Annotated in this window: 21 protein-coding genes; 14 read left to right on the top strand and 7 right to left on the bottom strand. The window is 57.8% G+C overall.

Annotation, left to right across the window (positions count from 1 at the left end; all coding sequences use genetic code 11):
• Positions 1–152: 152 nt before the first annotated feature.
• From lipB to ABNH18_RS13655, 10 genes are all read left to right on the top strand, one after another.
• Positions 153–866, top strand: coding sequence for a lipoyl(octanoyl) transferase LipB (gene lipB / locus ABNH18_RS13700; protein ID WP_349383368.1), 714 nt, complete (start codon positions 153–155; stop codon positions 864–866).
• A 61-nt stretch (positions 867–927) separates the two neighbouring features.
• A complete protein-coding gene (gene lipA, locus ABNH18_RS13695) occupies positions 928–1,905 on the top strand; it encodes a lipoyl synthase (protein WP_349383367.1) in 978 nt (325 codons plus the stop codon).
• 157 nt (positions 1,906–2,062) lie between these two features.
• Complete coding sequence (dacB, locus tag ABNH18_RS13690) at positions 2,063–3,559, top strand: D-alanyl-D-alanine carboxypeptidase/D-alanyl-D-alanine endopeptidase (RefSeq protein WP_349383366.1); 1,497 nt, start codon at positions 2,063–2,065, stop codon at positions 3,557–3,559.
• A gap of 140 nt (positions 3,560–3,699) precedes the next feature.
• Positions 3,700–4,368, top strand: a complete 669-nt coding sequence (locus tag ABNH18_RS13685) for a glutathione S-transferase (RefSeq protein ID WP_349383365.1) — start codon at positions 3,700–3,702, stop codon at positions 4,366–4,368.
• Positions 4,369–5,319: 951 nt separating this feature from the next.
• A complete protein-coding gene (locus ABNH18_RS13680) occupies positions 5,320–5,754 on the top strand; it encodes a copper resistance protein NlpE N-terminal domain-containing protein (RefSeq protein ID WP_349383364.1) in 435 nt (144 codons plus the stop codon).
• 302 nt (positions 5,755–6,056) lie between these two features.
• On the top strand, positions 6,057–6,728 hold the full coding sequence (locus ABNH18_RS13675) for a MotA/TolQ/ExbB proton channel family protein (protein ID WP_349383363.1): 672 nt from the start codon (positions 6,057–6,059) through the stop codon (positions 6,726–6,728).
• Entirely contained in the window at positions 6,718–7,098 is a 381-nt protein-coding gene (locus tag ABNH18_RS13670; protein WP_007151015.1) for an ExbD/TolR family protein, read from the top strand. Before ABNH18_RS13675 ends, ABNH18_RS13670 begins: the two co-directional genes overlap by 11 nt.
• Entirely contained in the window at positions 7,095–7,529 is a 435-nt protein-coding gene (locus ABNH18_RS13665; RefSeq protein WP_349383362.1) for an ExbD/TolR family protein, read from the top strand. Before ABNH18_RS13670 ends, ABNH18_RS13665 begins: the two co-directional genes overlap by 4 nt.
• Positions 7,526–8,263 (top strand): energy transducer TonB, encoded by a 738-nt coding sequence (locus ABNH18_RS13660; RefSeq protein ID WP_349383361.1) that lies wholly within the window; start codon positions 7,526–7,528, stop codon positions 8,261–8,263. The genes ABNH18_RS13665 and ABNH18_RS13660 overlap by 4 nt, the downstream gene beginning before the upstream one ends.
• A gap of 214 nt (positions 8,264–8,477) precedes the next feature.
• On the top strand, positions 8,478–9,197 hold the full coding sequence (locus ABNH18_RS13655; protein ID WP_349383360.1) for a ZIP family metal transporter: 720 nt from the start codon (positions 8,478–8,480) through the stop codon (positions 9,195–9,197).
• A 178-nt stretch (positions 9,198–9,375) separates the two neighbouring features.
• Here ABNH18_RS13655 and ABNH18_RS13650 read toward each other — a convergent pair whose 3' ends face one another.
• The 4 genes from ABNH18_RS13650 to ABNH18_RS13635 all read right to left on the bottom strand — a co-directional run bounded on the left by ABNH18_RS13650 (position 9,376) and on the right by ABNH18_RS13635 (position 12,763).
• Entirely contained in the window at positions 9,376–9,978 is a 603-nt protein-coding gene (locus ABNH18_RS13650; RefSeq protein WP_349383359.1) for a flavin prenyltransferase UbiX, read from the bottom strand.
• A complete protein-coding gene (locus tag ABNH18_RS13645; RefSeq protein WP_349383358.1) occupies positions 9,975–10,433 on the bottom strand; it encodes a DUF2214 family protein in 459 nt (152 codons plus the stop codon). Before ABNH18_RS13645 ends, ABNH18_RS13650 begins: the two co-directional genes overlap by 4 nt.
• 59 nt (positions 10,434–10,492) lie before the next feature.
• Positions 10,493–11,845: a UDP-N-acetylmuramate:L-alanyl-gamma-D-glutamyl-meso-diaminopimelate ligase gene (mpl, locus tag ABNH18_RS13640; RefSeq protein WP_349383357.1), complete on the bottom strand. Its 1,353-nt coding sequence runs from the start codon at positions 11,843–11,845 to the stop codon at positions 10,493–10,495.
• A 90-nt stretch (positions 11,846–11,935) separates the two neighbouring features.
• Positions 11,936–12,763, bottom strand: a complete 828-nt coding sequence (locus tag ABNH18_RS13635; protein WP_349383356.1) for a helix-turn-helix transcriptional regulator — start codon at positions 12,761–12,763, stop codon at positions 11,936–11,938.
• A gap of 210 nt (positions 12,764–12,973) precedes the next feature.
• Here ABNH18_RS13635 and ABNH18_RS13630 point away from each other — a divergent pair, with 210 nt between their 5' ends.
• Both ABNH18_RS13630 and ABNH18_RS13625 read left to right on the top strand, forming a co-directional pair.
• Positions 12,974–13,930, top strand: a complete 957-nt coding sequence (locus ABNH18_RS13630; RefSeq protein ID WP_349383355.1) for an esterase/lipase family protein — start codon at positions 12,974–12,976, stop codon at positions 13,928–13,930.
• Positions 13,931–13,987: 57 nt separating this feature from the next.
• Positions 13,988–14,998, top strand: coding sequence for a lipase secretion chaperone (locus ABNH18_RS13625; protein ID WP_349383354.1), 1,011 nt, complete (start codon positions 13,988–13,990; stop codon positions 14,996–14,998).
• 77 nt (positions 14,999–15,075) lie between these two features.
• On the opposite strand, the gene ABNH18_RS13620 is transcribed toward ABNH18_RS13625, so the two are convergent.
• Positions 15,076–15,606, bottom strand: a complete 531-nt coding sequence (locus ABNH18_RS13620) for a hypothetical protein (RefSeq protein ID WP_349383353.1) — start codon at positions 15,604–15,606, stop codon at positions 15,076–15,078.
• A gap of 263 nt (positions 15,607–15,869) precedes the next feature.
• Between ABNH18_RS13620 and ABNH18_RS13615 the strand changes: the two genes are divergently transcribed.
• Complete coding sequence (locus tag ABNH18_RS13615) at positions 15,870–17,132, top strand: 6-phosphofructokinase (RefSeq protein WP_349383352.1); 1,263 nt, start codon at positions 15,870–15,872, stop codon at positions 17,130–17,132.
• 101 nt (positions 17,133–17,233) lie between these two features.
• Here ABNH18_RS13615 and ABNH18_RS13610 read toward each other — a convergent pair whose 3' ends face one another.
• Entirely contained in the window at positions 17,234–17,698 is a 465-nt protein-coding gene (locus tag ABNH18_RS13610; protein WP_349383351.1) for a hypothetical protein, read from the bottom strand.
• 460 nt (positions 17,699–18,158) lie between these two features.
• On the opposite strand from ABNH18_RS13610, the gene ABNH18_RS13605 reads away from it, so the two are divergent.
• Positions 18,159–18,554: a VOC family protein gene (locus ABNH18_RS13605; protein WP_349383350.1), complete on the top strand. Its 396-nt coding sequence runs from the start codon at positions 18,159–18,161 to the stop codon at positions 18,552–18,554.
• 53 nt (positions 18,555–18,607) lie between these two features.
• Here ABNH18_RS13605 and ABNH18_RS13600 read toward each other — a convergent pair whose 3' ends face one another.
• Positions 18,608–19,696: a DUF1214 domain-containing protein gene (locus tag ABNH18_RS13600; RefSeq protein ID WP_349383349.1), complete on the bottom strand. Its 1,089-nt coding sequence runs from the start codon at positions 19,694–19,696 to the stop codon at positions 18,608–18,610.
• Positions 19,697–19,715: the final 19 nt, after the last annotated feature.

Here is a 19,715-nt window from a genome sequence, read left to right as displayed (position 1 = left end):
CGTGTAGCGTGTAGCGTGTAGCGTGTAGCGTGTAGCGTGTAGCGTGTAGCGTGTAGCGTGTAGCGTGTAGCGTGTAGCGTGTAGCGTGTAGCGTGTAGCGTGTAGCGTGTAGCGTGTAGCGTGTAGCGTGTAGCAGGCTTTATACTTCCCCCATGGACGCACTAATTCGCTACTTCCCCCGGGTTGACTACACCCCCTGCTGGCAAGCCATGCGGGATCTCACTGATCATCGCGACACCCAGCAGAACGATGAGCTGTGGGTGCTGGAACACCCCCCGGTCTTTACTCTGGGCCAGGCCGGCAAGCCTGAACATGTGCTCAATGCCGGAGGCATTCCTGTGGTCAACAGTGATCGCGGCGGGCAGGTGACCTACCACGGTCCCGGCCAGACGGTGATCTACCTGATGCTGGACATCAAACGGCTGGGGCTGGGAAGCCGCGGCCTGGTGACCGCGATTGAAGAAGGTATCATCGATTTTCTTGCTAGCCTGGGTATTGACGCCGTGAATCGGGATGACGCCCCTGGGGTCTATGTGAACGGAGCCAAGATTGCCTCCCTGGGGCTACGCATCCGCCGCGGCGCCACCTACCACGGGCTAGCCATCAACCGGGACATGGACCTGGCGCCCTGGCAGCGAATCAACCCCTGCGGGCATGTGGGTCAGCCCATGACCACCCTGCAGGCGCAGGGAGTCAAACTGGACCGCCATGCTCTGGAGCAACAGCTGGTAGCGTTATTAGCCAAACGTCTGGGCCTGACGCCACGGACAGCCCCCCCTCCGGGCTGGTACAATACGCCTCAAGAGAACGTCACCACTGACAGCGATCCTGACAGTGCCCTGACACCGCAGTCCAAGAGACTGTAGCCCACAGACACACGATGCCTGCCCCACCCTTTCGGCAGCACCCGACGGCAATGGAAACCCCATGAGCGAACAGGTTCAAGCCAAACGCAAAGTGCAAATCGGTGACAAATTGCGCGGCGCCGACAAGGTCCGCACCATCCCCATGGTCAACGAAGAAAGCGGCCGCCAGCGCAAGCCGGACTGGATTCGTGTACGAGTACCCGCCAACGGGGAAATTCAGCGCATCAAGTCACTGCTGCGCAAGCAGAAACTGCACACCGTTTGCGAAGAAGCGGCCTGCCCCAACCTGCCGGAATGCTTCGGTGGCGGCACCGCCACCTTCATGATCATGGGCGACATCTGCACTCGCCGCTGCGCATTTTGCGACGTGGGCTTTGGCCGCCCCAATGCTCTGGACGCGGAAGAGCCGCTGCACCTGGCAGAGTCAGTGGAAAACCTGGGCCTGAACTATGTGGTTATCACCTCCGTGGACCGGGATGATCTGGCCGACGGCGGCGCTGAGCACTTTGCCGAGTGCATCCGTCAGGTGCGGGCCCGCACTCCGGATACCCGCATCGAAATTCTCACCCCGGACTTTCGCCCCTGCCTGGATACTGCCGTAGAGATTCTCAGCGAAACGGCACCGGACGTGTTCAACCACAACATTGAAACCGTCCCGGAGCTGTACAAGCACATCCGCCCCGGCGCCCGCTACCAGCATTCCCTGGATCTGCTCAAGCGCTACAAGGCACTGCGCCCGGATGTAAGCACCAAAAGCGGCATCATGGTGGGGCTGGGCGAAACCTTTGAACAGGTCATCAACACCATCAAGGATTTGCGAGCCCACGACGTGAACATGATCACCATTGGCCAATACCTGCAGCCGAGCAAGCACCACGCCCCGGTGGAACGCTTCGTACACCCGGACGAGTTCCGCGAATACGCCCGCGTGGCCAACGAGCTGGGCTTTACCTCAGTGGCCTCCGGCCCCATGGTGCGCAGTTCCTATCATGCTGATTTGCAACACAAAGGCATCGATGTGGGGCTACACAAGCCCTGAGCCTGCGGCCACGCCCCCGGGCGTGGCCGTTTAAATTTACATTTCCCACACTTGCGGCCCACTGACCCGGCCCCCGCTTTGCATTACGCTAACGCTCTATCCAAACCGCCTTTATCCCGGCGGTTGTTGCCGTTACGATTTTTAAGGTTTCCGTGTCATGCCGAGAAGTGTAGTCCGCAGACAATCCCTCGCGTTTTTCTTTCTCGCCGTCGCCGTCGCCGGCGCATTGTCCTTGGCCAGCCCCACGCATGCGGATGTCCCTGCGCCAGTGATGGCCCCCGTGCTGGATGTGGCAAAAGAGCTGCAGCTGCCCGAAACGGATCTGGCCGTGGCCTCGATCCCGCTGGATGGCCCCGGGCAGGCCCGCTTCATGAACGCGGACATGCCGTTGAACCCCGGCTCCATCATGAAGGTCATCACCACCTACGCGGCACTGGAACTGCTGGGCCCCACGTTTCAATGGCACACCCGCCTCTACACTGACGGCATCATTGAAGGCGAGACGCTGAACGGCAACCTGTATTTTGTCGGCAGCGGCGACCCAAAACTCACCGAAGAACGGCTGTGGTTGTTACTGCGTGAGTTACGCGCCATGGGCGTCAAACATATCGCCGGTGATCTAATTCTCGATGGCAGCGTCTTCAACCTGCCCAATGGCATCACGGCCTTCAACGATGACGGCGACAACCCCAATGCGCCCTTTCTTGTGGAACCCAATGGCTTGCTCACCAACCTGAATGTCCTGCGCATTCGTGCCCGTGCTGACAACCGGGGCATCCACACCTGGACCGAACCTGCGCTTAATGGCATCACCATCGACAATCAGCTGGTGTTCCGCGACTACGGCCGCTGCCCACGGCGTTATCAATTCGACTATGAACCCGACGTGACTGAAAACGGCACCACGATTACCGTCACCGGCGTGTTGCCCAAAGGCTGCAGCACCAGCAGCTACTTGTCCGTGCTCAGCCAGCAGAACTATACCGGCGCCCTGCTGACCAGCCTGTGGCAACAGCTTGGCGGCACCCTGGCCGGCGCCACCCGGGAAGGCCTGCGCCCCCGTGAAAACAGCGAACTGCTGGTCACCACCTCCTCCCGGGATCTGGTCACCATGGTCCGCGATATCAACAAGTGGAGTAACAACGTAATGGTGCGCCAGGTGTTCCTGACCCTGGGCGCCAAACGTCGCCAGCCTGGCGACAAGGATGATCTGGCCGCTGCGGAACGGGAAATCCGTTCCTGGCTGGCCAGCAAAGGCATCGACAACCGAACCATGGTGTTTGAGAACGGCGCGGGGTTGTCGCGCATCGAACGTATCACCGCCCGGCAAATGGCCCTGTTGCTGCAACACGCCTGGGAAAGCCGCTTTGCCGCAGAACTGATCGCCTCCCTGCCGCTGGTGGCCATGGATGGCACCATGCGCCGCAGGCTGGGTAACGCCGACATGGCCGGCATGGGACACATCAAGACCGGCTCACTGCGTAATGTCCGTTCCATTGCCGGGTTTACCCGCGATGAGGACAACACCACCTGGGCGGTGGTCGCCATGGTCAACAACCCCCGCGCGTGGCAAACCGAACCGGTACTGGACGCCTTCATTGAACAGGTGCACCTGTCGACCCGTCCACCGAGCATCAGTACCGCCAGCCAATAAAGGCCCCGCCCCGTCTTGCCATGATGGTCACGGGGTTCTCTGCTATGCTCCCGACACACTGATACGTCTTGCCGCGCACCACTCAACGCAGCTCGAATTCACATCGACAACGTGTGTTGGGACATGACAGAGAGCTTTTTATGATTACTGTGCATCACCTGGAAAACTCCCGTTCCCTGCGTATCGTCTGGTTGCTGGAGGAACTGGGACTGGACTACGAGATCAAGCATTACGCCCGCAACCCGAAGACCATGCTGGCCCCGGCCGAGCTGCGCAAGATTCATCCTTTGGGCAAGTCCCCGGTCATCACCGACGGCGACACCGTCATTGCTGAATCCGGCACCATTATCGAATACCTGGTGCAGCGTTATGGCAACGGCCAATGGCAACCCGCCCCTGATGATGACCAGTGGCTGAACTACCGCTACTGGCTGCACTACGCGGAAGGCTCATTGATGCCCTTGCTGGTCATGAAGCTGATCTTCAGCCATATCGCCAAAGCCCCCATGCCCTTTTTTGCCAAACCTATCGCCAAAAAAATCAGCGGCAAGGTCACCGGCACCATGCTGGACCCGCAACTGAAAAATCACCTGGCCGTCATTGAACAGCACCTGGCAACGCAGACCTGGTTTGCCGGCGACACACCATCCGGCGCCGACATCCTGATGAGCTTTCCCCTGCAAGCAGCCTCTGCCCGTGCCGACCTGAGTCAATTGCCGTCAATCCAGCGCTTTGTCGCACAGATGGAAGCACGACCGGCCTACCAGAAAGCGGTAGAACGGGCTGGCCCACTGACGCCTATGCGTTAACCTGACACCCATGCCACAGGCACCGGAAGACGCCATTCTGGCCAGCTGGGCGGCGAAGGCTGGCTCTGCCGAGCACTAGCCGCCCCAAAAGGCACGCCCAATACCGTGCTCATCGGCGTGGACGCCAGCCCCGCGCTGGTGGAAAACGCTCGAGCACAGCATGCCGACGGCACCTACCTGTGCAGCGACTATGCGCAATTACTGGCAACACTAGGGCCTGTTAACACTACCGAGCTGACGGTACCCTGCTGATACAAACCCTGCATCCGCTCATGGTCTGCAACGACGATTACCGTTCGGGCTGGCGGACGGGTAGCTGGGCCAGATGCAGCGATACATTGCAGAACGCCCCACCTTGGTATTTCCGCACTCTGCCGGATTGGTTCGCACTTCTGCAGCAACAGAGGTTTTCACGTTCATATAGAAGACCCCCCCCTGGATCCACAAACGCACACGCCATTGTCTGTCATCTTCCACGCTCAAAAGCCATAAGCTTCGCACCCCGGCTACAGTAATCCCACAAGCCATAACAAAGTCACGATGGCTAACCTTTCCCGTGCTTTATAGGATTGCCACAGAATCGTTCGCACTCCAACAATAATCACAGTGTGGCTGCCTCATGATACTGCTCTATTTTGCCGTCAGTTTTCTTTTCGGCCTGCTACTTCTGCAAGGCCTGAACAGGCTCGTGCGAACCTCATCCCCAGCCAGAAATACCCCTTCAGTCATTAACGTTTCACCGCCCGCCAATCGCATCCCTCGCGACGCGGACCACACGCTTCCCGCATTAAATCTGGCGCTGTTCTCCTCACGGCAACCCGCTAAACAGCGCTAGCACACTGACTGTGCACTAAACGCCAATATTCAAAAACTGTTAAAGCAGCGAACCAAATGGGGAAAGCGTATTCTAAGCAGTAATACAGAAGGGAAACCTGCTAGGGAGTGATAACCATGAAGACCTATTTCGCCGCCGCAATACTCGGCCTCACCGTCGCGGTTGCCGGCTGCCAGAGTCAGCCAGAAGCGCCGATTAACCCCACCGCCCAGAAAGAGATCTACAGCGGCATGCTTCCCTGTGCAGACTGCTCCGGCATTCGCACCACCCTGACCCTATACCGGGATCAGCACGACAGCCCCACCCGTTTCGAGCTGCGTGAAGAGTATATGAGTGGTTCCACCGTGAAACTGAATGCCGTGGAACGGGGTGATTGGGCATCGCACAAATATCAGGAAGGCATCACCCAGGAAGACGTCTACACCATTAACCCCGATGCCGACGACGCCCAACGGCAATATCTCAAGGACGCGGTCAATGCCATTGAGCAACTGGCACCGTCTGGTAACCGGATAGAATCGAACCTGAATTACCGTTTGCTCAGCAAATAATCACGGTTGACGGAACAAAAAGGCGCTTCGGCGCCTTTTTTCGTACCCACTCCCTTATCAGCCCTTTTACCTACGGCATTTTGCCGCTACCTGTGAACACATCCCAAATAGGAATGACTTGCATTAAGGGGGTGAAACTCTTACTATTGCGAACCCTATTCAACCCTTAACGCGAATGTAATTGCCGCGCTCCACCTTGTGACCCCCTGTCATCAGGCTTCCATTATTACGCGGTAGACTACATAAGCCTTTGTGTACCCAAGACCGGGCACTCGATCATTTGCCCATAGCTGGAGTTTTCCATGCCCCCGATTTCCCTGCACTTGCCGGAATGGTTTGTCAGTGGCGGCGCCACCATGTGGGTCCTCGCCCTGTTGTCCGTGATTGCCCTGGCCACGCTGATTTCCAAAATCCTGCAATTTGCCCGTATCCGCCCCGGCAACAGCCGCCAGGCGGACCAGCTGCTCAACGCGCTGCGTCAGGGCAAGCAACCCGGCGAACCCGGCAAACTGAACAGCCCCATCGACCGAGTCCTTTGGCAATGCTGGCAGAACCGCAACCTGGACGAAGCGGCTTGGCAGGAAGAAAGCCTGCGTCTGGCGCGCAGCGGCCTGGATGAACTGCGCGGGGGCCTGCGGGTGCTGGAAGTGATCAGCGCCATCGCCCCGTTGCTGGGCCTGCTGGGTACCGTATTCGGCATGATCGGCGCTTTCCAGGCATTGGAAACCGCCGGCTCACAGGTGGATCCGTCCATTCTGTCCGGCGGTATCTGGGAAGCCCTGCTGACCACCGCCGCCGGCCTCACCGTCGCTATCCCGACTCTGGCAGCGTTCCACTGGGCCGACCGCAGCATCGAGCAATGCCGCGAAAAGATGCAGGACCGCTTGTCCCGCCTAAAAGTACTGCGCAACAACCACACGGCTCCCGAACCTCTGCAAGAGGATCGCGACCCGTCGGTGTCGCATGCATATTGAACCGGAGCGTCATCGCACGCCCTTTATCAGCCTGACACCCCTGATTGATGTGGTGTTCATCCTGCTGGTGTTCTTTATGCTTGCCACCCGTTTCGGTCAGTACCATGACCTGCCTGTGAACGTGCAACCGGCGGACAGCACCGAGCAGCCGGATGAACACTGGTTGGTGATTGAAGTGCAGGCCAGCGGCATGCTGACCCTCAATGGGGTCAGCTTTACCCCGGCGGCCGTGGCAGACCGTCTGGACACCAGCAAGACCAAGGTGTGGGTCACCGTGAATCCGGACGCCACCCTGCAACAAGCACTGACCGCCGTGGACGCCATGAAGGCAGCCGGCGTTCGCGATGTCCAACTGGAGCTGTTGCCATGATGATCATGGAAACCTCATCACGCAGACCACCACTGGAACCGGTGCTGCCGCTGATCAATGTGGTCTTCCTGCTGTTGATCTTCTTCATGCTGGCCGGGCAACTGGCCAAGCGCCCCACCGTGGCGGTAGAAGCCCCCATGAGCCAGACCGCCAACGGCGAAGAAGCGCGAGACAAGCTACTGCTTGTGATGCAGAACGATGGGCAATGGTTTGCCGAAGACAGCGCCGAGCCACTGAGCGAAGAGGCATTACTGGCGCTGCTCGGCGACAAGCCCGAAGAAGCCGAAGTTCGCCTGCTGGCCGACGCCGGTGTGACAATGCAGGCCCTGCGCGGCCGGCTGGAAACCCTGCAAGGCATGGGCGTTGAACAGGTTCGTCTGGTCACCCAGAGCGATGCCGACGCAGACAGCAAGAGCGAGGTGTCGCCATGAAACCCCGCAACCTTACCGCCTGGATCGTTTCCATTTTAGTTCACGTCAGCGTGCTGGTTACCGTCGGTGCCATGACCCTGGCCGGTGGCCGGCCGGCCAAACCCGGCGTCAGTGAAATTGCCATCAACCTGTCTGCGCCACCGGCGCCGAAAGCGGCAGCACCGGCACCGAAACCCAAGGCCCAGCCTGCGCCGCAGCCGAAACCCAAGCCAAAACCGAAACCAAACCCAAAGCCAAAACCCAAACCGGTAGCCAAGCCGAAGCCGGAACCCAAGCCAGAACCGGTTCCCGAGCCGCAGGTAGCAGAAACTAAACCAACGGAAACCCCGGATGAAAGCGTCAACGAAGAGGCTTCTGCCCAGACCCTGACCCAGGGCGCCAAGGGCATGGCGGGCGACCCAGGCGAAGGCGTGCATCAATCCGGCGACACGGAAAATGCGCTAAACAAATACCTGGCCAAAGTCCGCGACACCATTGATTACAACAAACAGTATCCGCACCGGGCCAAGATGCGGCGCCAGCAAGGCACCGTGAAAGTGTCCTTCGTGATCAATGCCTCAGGCCGCGCCGAGCAGGTAGAAATCACCGCAAGTTCCGGCAGCCGCATCCTCGACCGAGCCACCAAGGAACTGGTGTCTCGCCTGCGCTTTGATGCCCCGCCCAAAGAACTGGATAGCAGCAGTGTGCCCGTGCATGTCATTGCACCGGTGGACTACGATCTGAGCAACAGCTAGCCCGCTACACCCGGCAGTGGGACCTCTCACTGCCGGTAGTTGCTCCCCACTCGGCCGCCCTTTACTCTTTAGACTACGACGTAAATCATCAGGCTTGGGACCTCTGCCCCCCCCTCAATAACCCTGATTCTTTGTGGGAAAAACGTTCCCAGAGACGCCCAAGCTTTCTCTGCCCTTCACAAGGGCCGTCTTTTCCCGCTAGCAAGGAAGATCTTTGAGCCCATTAACACTGGCATTACTTCTCAGCCTGGCCGCTGGCCTCAGCATGGCGATTGGCGCCCTGGTTGGCGTGCAGCAGCATATCGCCAGAAGCTGGCTGGAGCAGGAAGTCCGGCACGGCGTCATCGCCTTCGGCGGCGGCGCTTTGCTGGCCGCCGTGGCACTGGTACTGGTCCCCGAAGCGGTCAAACACCACAGCCCATTATCGGCCACCGTGCTGTTTGTCAGTGGCGGGGTTGTCTTCATGCTGGTCGACCGGGCATTGGCAAAGCGCGGCGGCGCCATGTCGCAGCTGTTGGCCATGCTGCTGGATTTTGTTCCGGAAGCCATCGCCTTGGGCGCAGCACTGGCCAGCGGCGGCAGCCAAGCCTACCTGCTCGCCTTCCTGATCGGCATGCAGAACATGCCCGAAGGGTTCAACGCTTACCGGGAAATCTATAACAGTAACGGCAACACCCTATCCAAAAGCCGTATCGTGCTGGCCTTTGCCGGCATGGCCCTGCTGGGGCCATTAAGCGCCTGGTTAGGGTTCGAAGTGTTGGTTGAACAACCGTTTATTCTCGGTGGCATCATGCTGTTTGCCAGTGGCGGGATTCTTTACCTCACCTTCCAGGACATTGCCCCGCAAGTGCCATTGGAAAAACACTGGATGCCCGCTCAAGGTGCCGTAGCCGGCTTTGCACTGGGGCTAGTGGGGCATCTTTTGGTGCAATGAGTTGGAGCCATTGTAGGAGCGCCGCTTGAGGCGCGAGGCGAGAAATAAACGATATCGATTCTTCTTTCTTGTGCTGTCGAACGCTGACCTCCCCGATCGCCCTGCGGGCGATTTCCTTGCTTCGCAAGATTCGCACCTCGAGAGGTACTCCTACAGTCGCGTCGTAGACAGGCCGGGGTTACTCCCCCCAGCGTTTCACCAGGGTCTGTTCCAGCCCGAGATGATCCAGCAGCCGTGCCACCATAAAGTCCACCAGATCCTCCACGCTTTGTGGCTGGTGATAGAAGCCCGGTGCGGCCGGCATAATGGTGACCCCAAGGCGGGAAAGCTTGAGCATGTTTTCCAGATGAATCGCAGAAAACGGCGATTCACGGGGCACCAAAATCAGCTTGCGCCCTTCCTTGATGGCCACATCGGCAGCCCGCTCAATCAGGTTGTCGCTGGCACCTGTGGCAATGGCCGACAGGGTACCGGTAGAACAGGGGCACACCACCATGGCAGCCGGCGCCCCACTGCCTGAAGCCACCGGGGCGGTCCACTGTTCCAGCCCGCACACAACCAGCCGCCCCTTGTCGGTCTTTACCCATTCGCGTAATGCCTGCTCTGCCTTCCCCGTGCCCGCTGGGAGCTTCAGGTCGGTTTCCGTCCCGATCACAACCCGCGCGGCTTTGGACAGCAACACAAATACCTCGCAGTTCGCGTCCAGCAGGCATTGCAGCAAGCGCAAACCGTAGGGCGCGCCGGAGGCACCGGTAAAGGCAAGCGTAACCCGTTGTGTCATGACCCCATCCCGACGCCTCTGGCCATCATCGCGGCCAGAATCGGCATCAATATAAACAAATGAATTTCCGCCACCAGCACGCCGCGCAGGTTGCGTTGCAGCTTGTCATCAATTTCCGGCACATGACCTGCCTTCACCGATTTGCGCCAGCCCAGCAGCACCTTGGTGGGGTACAGGCTCAGCAAGGCAATCAGCACAAACAGCGTGACCTTACCGTGGAACCAAGGGTTGGCTAGGTAAAAGCCCCAGCCTTTTTCCGTCCAGCCAGCCCGCGCGAGGCCACTGATCAGCACCACCAGAGCCGACAAACCATAGCCAATATCCAACCACAGAAGCGTACGAATATTGCGCTCATTGATTCCCGTCCGCCACAGCAGCAGCTCACCATACAGGCACGCAAATAGCATAAGAATACTGAGGTAATGCACCGATGCCCAAAGTACCGACCAGAACATGAAGCCTCCTTGAAACTCACCACACGCTACACCGCATTGCCGCTCGTGGCGTGCAGCGTTTATTCAGCCAACGCATCCAGCAGTTTCTGATGAATACCGCCAAAACCACCGTTGCTCATCACCACCACACTCAGCGGCTCGCCTTTGTGGCAGACGACCTTGGCTATAATATCTTCCAGCGATTCACTCACCGATGAAGGCACCGGTGCCTCGCTCAGTACCGAATCCAGCGACCAGTCCAAGCCCGGCGGCTGGTACCAGATTACCTCATCGGCACAGCCCGTGCTGCCAGCCAATGCCGCCTTGTGACTCCCCAAACGCATGGTATTGGAGCGCGGTTCAATGATAGCGAGAATCTTGCCGTCACCCACCTTGCGGCGTAACCCATCCAGGGTCGTCGCAATGGCCGTGGGGTGGTGGGCAAAATCGTCATAAACCCGCACACCATCCACCTCGCCACGCAGTTCCATGCGCCGCTTCACACCGACAAATTCCGATAGGGCCGCGGCCCCGTCAGCCAGAGTCACGCCCACATGGCGGGCCGCCAACAGCGCCGCCATGCCGTTGTTGACGCTGTGACGCCCAGTCTGATCCCAACGGACCTGAGCCACTGGCTCGCCGTTATCCAGTACCGAAAAGACCGAGCCGTCGTCCTGATCCAGCCGATACCCCAACGCCTCATCTTCGCCAAAGCGCTCCACTTCACTCCAGCATCCCTTGTCCAGCGTCTCCTCCAGAGCGGTCTCGCCATGGGGCAGAATCAACCGCCCGGTGGATGGCACGGTGCGAATCAGGTGATGAAACTGGGTCTGGATTGCCGCCAGATCGGCAAAGATATCCGCGTGATCGAATTCCAGATTATTGAGGATCACGGTACGGGGCCGATAGTGCACAAACTTGCTGCGTTTATCGAAAAACGCCGTGTCGTACTCGTCCGCTTCCACCACAAAGAAAGGCGTCTCTCCCAGTCGAGCCGACACCCCGAAGTTGCCGGGCACACCGCCGATCAGGTAACCGGGGTTTAAGCCCGCGTATTCCAAAATCCAGGCCAGCATAGAACTGGTGGTGGTCTTACCGTGGGTACCCGAGACCGCCAGCACCCAACGACCGGGAAGCACCACTTCCTCCAATAGCTGCGCTCCGGAGGTATAGGGCAAGCCACGGTCCAGTACCGCCTCCACCGCCGGGTTCCCCCGGCTCAAGGCATTTCCGACCACCACCAGGTCCGGCGCTGGCTCCAGCTGGGCCGGATCGTAACCCTGGGTCAGGGTAATCCCTGCCGCTTCCAACTGATCACTCATGGGCGGATAGACGTTCTGGTCACTACCGGTGACCTGGTGTCCCTGAGCCTTGGCCAACTGCGCCAGCGACCCCATAAAGGTGCCGCAAATACCGAGAATATGAATATGCATGGGAAGGAACTGCCAACATTAAGATTCCCTGCACCATAACGGCAAGGGCCACCAAGGTGAAGAGTCTAGTCTCCCTGATTCCCCCCATCACTATTCCCGAGGGTCTCCAGCACCGACCAGCACCCGGTTATGCAGCGAGTTATTGAGTAGAGAAGACGGCGACATACCCAGCATGTTCTGGAATACATGGGACAAGTGTGACGAGTCGGAAAACCCGGCCGTCAGCGCCGCATCGGTGAGCGAGCTGCCCATGGACATCATGCTTGAGGTCACGAACAGACGGTGCCATAGCCGGTAACGACGAATCGGAATGCCCGTGGCTTCCTTGAACACACGCTGCAAACGCGCCCCGGATAACCCTACGTGACGGGCAAGATCATCGTTGGAATAATTTTGTGCCGGATCAGAACGAATCAGTTCAATAATGCACGCAATACGCGCGTCCGGTACGAACCCCTCCACCGCTGTACCGGCAGCAGGGAAAAGCAGATCGGCCAACTGCCGATATACCTCGTCTGCATCCAGGCTATCAAGATAGGCGCATTTCAATACCGCCAGTTGCCGATCCTGTAATACAGAATCACAATAAAAGCCGGGCTCGCAACCTTGCATCAAACGCTTATGGAACAGGTAATCTCGCCCCAGCGGGTCCAGAAAGCAGCAGCCTATTTGCTTTTCCTGCGAATCAGCAGTGAACGATATACCGGCGGGCATGAGGAACGTACGAGCACGAAATTTTTCACCGCCCACGTCGAGCAACACGTCGTCTTCCAAGCCAAACAAGAGCGCATGCGCGCCTGCGGAAAAGGTAATCCTATTACCCAAATAGCCCACGTAGAGAGTCCTTAAACGCCATAAGTACAGCGTCGATGGCGGCATGTCCGGTTGTGTGTGCGCATTATTTTTTTTGTCTTTCATATTTTTATTCTCGACTGAAAAACAGCCTTTTTAGAGATGCTGCACTGGAACAACAGCGCCTGTGAATCCCGTCACAGTGCGTAAAAGCCCGCCTTCGATCACGCCCCGTTCTTACAAGTCAGTATCACCAAACCTTCATATAGTCCAGTCGTCGACAAACAAAACCAGCAGCCATGGCGCCGGCTGCAATCTAATAAATAGGAGAAAATCATGTCGATCACAGCCCGTGGCTTACTCATGGCCACCGTTCTGGTATTAAGCACCAGCCAGGCATACGCCTGGTCCTGGTTCGGAAAAGACACACGCTACGCCGACACCCGCTACCCCATCGTCCTGGTGGGCGGCATCATTGCGTTCGATGACATTGCCGGTATCGATTATTTCTACGGTATCGCCGATGACATGCGCGACTACGGTGCGAATGTGTACGAAAGCAATGTCAGTGCCCTGCAAAGCAATGAGTATCGAGGCGAAGAACTGATTATCCAGATCGAAAACTATCTGGCCGTTACCGGGGCGCAAAAAGTGAACCTGATCGCCCACTCCCAGGGCGCGCCAACGTCTCGCTACGTGGCCGCGGTTCGCCCGGATCTGGTAGCGTCAGTCACGTCTGTGCACGGTGAAAACCGGGGCACCCGGGTCGCTGACATCATTCAGGGAGTACTACCACAAGGCAGCGTATCAGAAGGCTTAGCCGACATGATCGCCGGCGGTTTTGGCACGTTGTGGGAAATGGCGTCCGGCGGCCCCAATGCAAATAACCAGTCCGCCACGGCGGTCCTCGCCGATTCAACCACCGAGGGCATGGCCGCGTTCAACCAGCGCTACCCACAAGCCATGCCCACTACCGCCTGCGGCACCAATGGCCAGCATGCCGTCAACGGGGTGCGCTACTGGTCCTGGGGTGGCACCGGCGTGCATACCAACCTGCTGGACCCGTTCGACAGCCTGCTGGTCACCGTTACCCAGTTTGCCTTCCCGTCCGGGGTCAAACATGACGGCGTACTGCCTCTGTGCGGCATGTACCTGGGCAAGCCCATCCGCCACAACTACCGCCACAACCACGCGGATGCCATTCGTCAGCTGTTTGGCCTGATGGGCTGGGAAACCGACCCGAAAACCCTCTACCGCAACCAGGCTAATCGCCTGAAAAACGCTGGCCTGTAATGCGCCCACCCCGCAGGGCTTCATCGCCCTGCGGGGCAACCCGATTGAGGCAAAACCATGACACGAACACTTGCACTTCTGGCCACCGTTTTTGTGCTGGCAGCCAGTGTGTTCTGGGGGTTAAAACGCATCCCTATCCCGCATCACGCAGCCCCGGCACAGCATCAATCCGATGCAATAACAAACCTCAACCAGGCCACCAACAAGGCGCCGCTCAGCAGCATCAGGCCAGACCGGTCCCTGTCGGACACACTGGCCAGCACCTCCCTGGCGGGCACCCGGATTCCCGGCACACTGGTCACCGATGCCCAAGGGCACCTGATCCCGGACAGCAGCACCAAAGCGATCATGGATTATTTTCTTTCACTGAGCGGGGAAATGCCGGACAACGGCATTCGCAAGCTGCTCGCCCAATGGGCACAACAAAACGCAGGAGCCATCGCCGCCGATGAGCTACTGACCCTGCTTGATCGCTACCAGCTTTACCGCACCGAATTCGCCAGCGGCGACTATGCCGCCCAGTATTCCGGTGACGGCAATAACGATATCCGCCAAAAGCTGACGCTCCGCCAGCAACTGCGCGCAGACATTCTCGGCGCCGATACCGCCAGCGCGCTGTTCGCCGCAGAGAACCGTTACGACCGTTTCAGCCTGGAACGCCACCACATCATGACCTCCAACCGTTCCGAGCAGGAAAAAGCCGACGACCTGCAGGCCCTGCGGTCCACCCTCCCGAAACCACTGGCGGCGCAATACCAGCAACAATATGACCTGCAACAACTGCCTGCTCAGGAGCAGGCCATGAAGCAACAAGGCGCCAATGCAGCCGACCTGTATGCGCTCCGCCAGCAACAGTTCGGTGACACCGCCGCGCTGCGTCTGCAAAAGCTGGATCAACAACGCCAGGCATGGCAAAACCGTTACCAGGAGTACGCACAGCAACGAGATCGGATAGAGAACGCTGCGCTCGACGACGAGGACAAACAGGGGCAGCTGAGCGCCCTGCGAAGTCGTCTATTCAGCGCCAGCGAGCAACAGCGGGCAGCCGCCCTGGATCGTATGAATTAATCGGGGGGTTATCGGAGTGAACCTTTGCTCTGATCCATCGTTAGAACGCAGGATGCCAACCGTCAGGGCAGATGCAATCAGGCTCCACTCTGACCGGTCACCACCTCGGGCAGCAACAACACCACCCCGGCATAACTGGCGACCAATAACGTCATGGCCACCGCCAAGCCGAGGAAGGGGCCCACATTGAGGGAGCGATGATAGATGAAACTCTGCGCCGCCAGCTGCCAGCTCACCAGCACCAGGTACAACAGCTCGATACCGCTAAGAGACTGGCTCACACTCGCATTAATGGCCAGTAACGGCAGGCTTAGCAGGGTCAGCACCACATCAACACCCACCAACGACAGGGCCGTCTGTAACCAGCGCCCCTGCAAGCCCTTGAAGCCTAGCAACAGGCTTGTACCCGCCAGCACCACCAACAATGACAACAGCTGGCTGCTCACCAGCACGCCGATGGGCAAGGCCGTCTGCAGGCTCCCCACCAGCAGCTGCAACATAAACCAGCCCGCCAACACCAGTGCAAGCAAGGACGGGGAATGGGGGGCATTTTCCGGGCTGGCACGGAATATGGCCAACCGCCAAAACAGGGTTATCAATACAGTCATGGATCCTCCGGCCCGCTATTCTTTCAGAGCCGGGGGGAAACAGCTACCGGCTGCGAGCGTCTAGCTACGAGAAAAACATAAAAGGCACAAGACGCAAGATCTCTCCCTTTGCCATTCTCGCGGGCACAGTAGACAAGAATCATGGCTCATTCATCCCGCGTCTCTAGTGGCTAGCAGCTCGTCTTGGCCTCGTCCGACAACATCGGGTGTGTTTCATGGCCTCCTTCGCTAGAATGCACGCAAATTGAATCAAGGGGTCTCACATGGCGCGTAAAAATGCTTTCTACGCTCAGTCCGGCGGCGTCACCGCCGTCATCAATGCTTCCGCCGCCGGCGTCATCGAAGCCGCCCGGGAAAACAAAGATGTGATCGGCAAGGTCTACGCCGGCCGGAACGGCATCATCGGTGCACTCACTGAAGAGCTGATCGACACCAGCAAAGAAAGCAAAAGCGCCATCGAAGCGCTCAAGCACACCCCTGGCGGCGCCTTCGGCTCCTGCCGCTACAAGCTGAAAGACCTGAAGACCTCCCAGCGCGAGTACGAACGCCTGATCGAAGTCTTCAAGGCTCACAACATCGGCTACTTCTTTTACAACGGCGGCGGCGACTCCGCCGACACCTGCCTGAAAGTATCTCAGCTGTCCGAAAAAATGGGCTACCCGATCCAGGCCATCCACGTCCCCAAGACCGTGGACAACGACCTGCCGTTCACCGACGTGAGCCCGGGCTTCGGTTCCGTGGCCAAGTACACCGCCGTGAGCTGCCGCGAGGCCGCCCTGGACGTGGCCAGCATGTGCGCCACCTCCACAAAGGTATTCGTAATGGAAGTGATGGGCCGTCACGCGGGCTGGATTGCCGCCTCCGCTGGCCTGGCCAAGGAAGACGCCGACGACGCTCCTCACCTGATCCTGTTCCCGGAGATCGCCTTCGACAAGGCCGCGTTCATGAAGAAGGTGGATGCCACCGTCAAGAAAGCCGGCTACTGCGTCATCGTGGTTTCCGAAGGCGCCCGCTATGAAGATGGCACTTTCCTCGCCGACGCTGGCAACACCGACGCCTTTGGCCACAAGCAGCTGGGCGGCGTGGCACCGGTCATCGCACAAATGGTGAAAGACGAACTGGGCCACAAATACCACTGGGCAGTGAGCGACTACCTGCAGCGGGCAGCGCGCCACATTGCTTCTGCCACCGACGTGGAGCAGGCCTACGCCGTGGGCCGCGCTGCCGTGGAGTTCGCCGTAGCCGGCAAAAACGCGGTGATGCCCACCGTGGTGCGTAAAGATACCAAGAAATACAGCTGGACCATTGGCGAAGCCCCGCTCAAGAAAGTGGCCAATGTAGAAAAGAAAATGCCGCGCAAATTCATCAGCAAGGATGGCTTCGGCATCACCCCAGCCGGACGCGCCTACCTGGAACCACTGATTGGTGGCGAATCCTACCCGCCTTACAAAAACGGCCTGCCGCAGTTCGCCAAGCTAAAACTGGCCCCGGTGGCCAAAAAGCTGAACGACGCGTTTGAAGTGTAAACGCCGCGCGTTTTGCAACATTAAAAAGCCCCGCATTACGGGGCTTTTTAATGTTCATTCCAAATACGGCAGCTGGGCAGACAACAGCAACCACATGATCATTAATTCATTTTTGCCAGCTCCACCATAAGGTTGACCGCCACTTTCAAGTCTTCCAGCTCTTGCCCGGAAGGAACCGCTTTCTTCGCACAGTTATTCACTGCTACAGCCTGATCCATAAACAGGCGATTTTGCGGATGGCGAGCCTGTAAGCCCTTCACAATCGACGCCCTGTATGCAGAAACCTGTTTTTGCATACCCTCAGCTTTGCTTTTATCGCCACCATTAAAAGACAGCAAACCAGGAGTAATAATTTCTCGCTGAATGTATTCGTTATACCCCTTAAGCCCTGTACGCACTTTTTTTACATCCTGAGCAGGGTAATTGGCAGGCGCAGAGGCAAGCTTAACGTCTACATAATCGAGAATGCCCTGACACCCCTGCATCTCATTCAACGAAGGTGCGGCCATTACCCACTGGGCACTACCGCTCAACATCGCCGCCAATATGATTCTTTTAATATTCACTGACTTACTCCTTTAAGAAGGCATTTTCCTGGAATCATTGATATACGGTTTTAACGCAGCCTCAGTGCCGCGGCGCTAGTAACGTAATTAAACAGAAAAAGGCCTGCCCCACAATTTTCATTCATTCACCCGATACAGCGCTGCAACAGCCGCTCAAGCACGAAGACCGACCTTATTAACCGCTTTGAATCACCCCATGGCTGACACATACGAGAGAATGATGAAAGAAAACTCACCTTTGCCGGGACCGAGGAAAAGAGTGCTCAGGTGCGCTGGCTCCTTTGGAATCGTTATTTCCCGCTAACGAAAACACCCGCATCCGTGTTGCCTTCGACAAGAGTCCTCATCTAGGCATTCTGGTCGCAGGCCTGAACGTCCAGACACGTTTCCCCTTCTGACCAAAGCACACAGAATAGGAAGCACACTATAAGTGCACTTATGCATAAAAATGAGGCTCGCCATGACTGACGCGCTAACCATACAACTGATGTTTCAGGGCCAGGCCAGTGACGCACTGGCTCTGTACGAAACAACCCTCCCAGGGTTCCAGCTAATACAGAAAACACACCATGGTCCCAACGACATGGGTGACGACGGACAGATCAAGGACGGACGCTTCAGTATTGGCGGCATGCAAGTGCACTGTTTCGACAGCCCGATTCCCCACGACTTTGACTTCACCCCATCCATCTCCTTGTGCCTGTCACTGAACAGTCGAGAGGTGGTGAGTGAAACCTTTGAGAAACTGGCAGATGGCGGCACTGTGCTCATGCCGCTGGATCGCTATGATTTCAGCCATTGGTTCGGCTGGGTGAAAGACCGCTTTGGAGTGTCCTGGCAGCTATCTATGGCGTAATTCGGGCGCGCAAGTGGATCCATCCCAGCCTGCACACCCGACACAGCAACCCTTCAGGCTTTCGGGGTAAATACTTCCACGTCAGGGAGAGTATATTCCCGGTTCAGTACGGATTCTCCCGGGCGGTATACGCGCATCAGTAAATTCCAGCCTTTGGTAATATCAAGCCGGTTATCCTGTTCTCCACAGTGTTGTTGTGATCCGTAGTAAACCGTCACGGTGCCATCGTCATTCAATTCAGCAGTGCGATCACTGATCGTTGCATTGTCGGATTTCATGAAAGCATCGTCGCCATACACGGTAATAGACCAGAACGCCTTGTTCTCGGGAATGCCATAGGTGCCCACATAGCATTTATCCGGGTCAGAAGGACCTTGGTAGTTGATGTACACGGATTCTTCTTCAGGAAAAAGCCCCCAAGCACCTGCCGCTGCCAGGTGGCGGGTTGCCTCGTTTGCCTTGCCCTTCACATCCATCCAATCCGCCGGATACTGTTCGAATTCCACGAATTCCTTTTCGTAATTTGCGCGCAACGCAAGCATGCTGTCCCAATCCCAATTCGGTGATTTGAACGCATCGGCACTGGTGGCGTCGATCTTGAACTGATCGAGCAATCCATTGACCCGCTTAATTTCCTCGTTGCTGTAATCGTTAAGCTGAACACGGGGAACCGCAACCACATATTTGGTGGTTCCTTCCGGAATTTTATGCCGCCCGGATTCGGTAATCACGTCCACCACGTAATGATCGTTATCAATAATAAACAGGGAGAAATAACGGTCATCGGGCATCTCCGGCACGTTGACCCAGGCACCGCCTTCCGTGTCGATGACGCTCCCGCCGTAAAGGGTGTCGCGGTTCATCCGCACCACCGGCTGCTCATCGGTGGGCGTGGGTTTGCGGATCAAATAGAAAGCGTTGACCTTGTCGCCCGCCCGCTTTTGGAAAACCTCCATGCGGCCATCCATTTCCGCGCGAATATAGTTATCCGCAGTGACCTCTCGCTTTTCTTCCTTGGCCGCCTCCTGCGTATTCATCGTTTCGTTCTGCTGTTTGTTTTCAGGCTGGGAATCATTACAGCCCGATAACAGCGCACCGATCATCAGAACGCTCAAACCGGTTAGTTTGCGATAACTTTCCATGTCTTGCCCTCTCATTACA

This window comes from Alcanivorax sp. (assembly GCF_040118815.1).
Taxonomy (GTDB): Bacteria; Pseudomonadota; Gammaproteobacteria; order Pseudomonadales; family Alcanivoracaceae; genus Alcanivorax.
The sequence above is the reverse complement of the archived record's forward strand: the minus strand, read 5'-3'. Positions and strand labels throughout refer to the sequence as shown.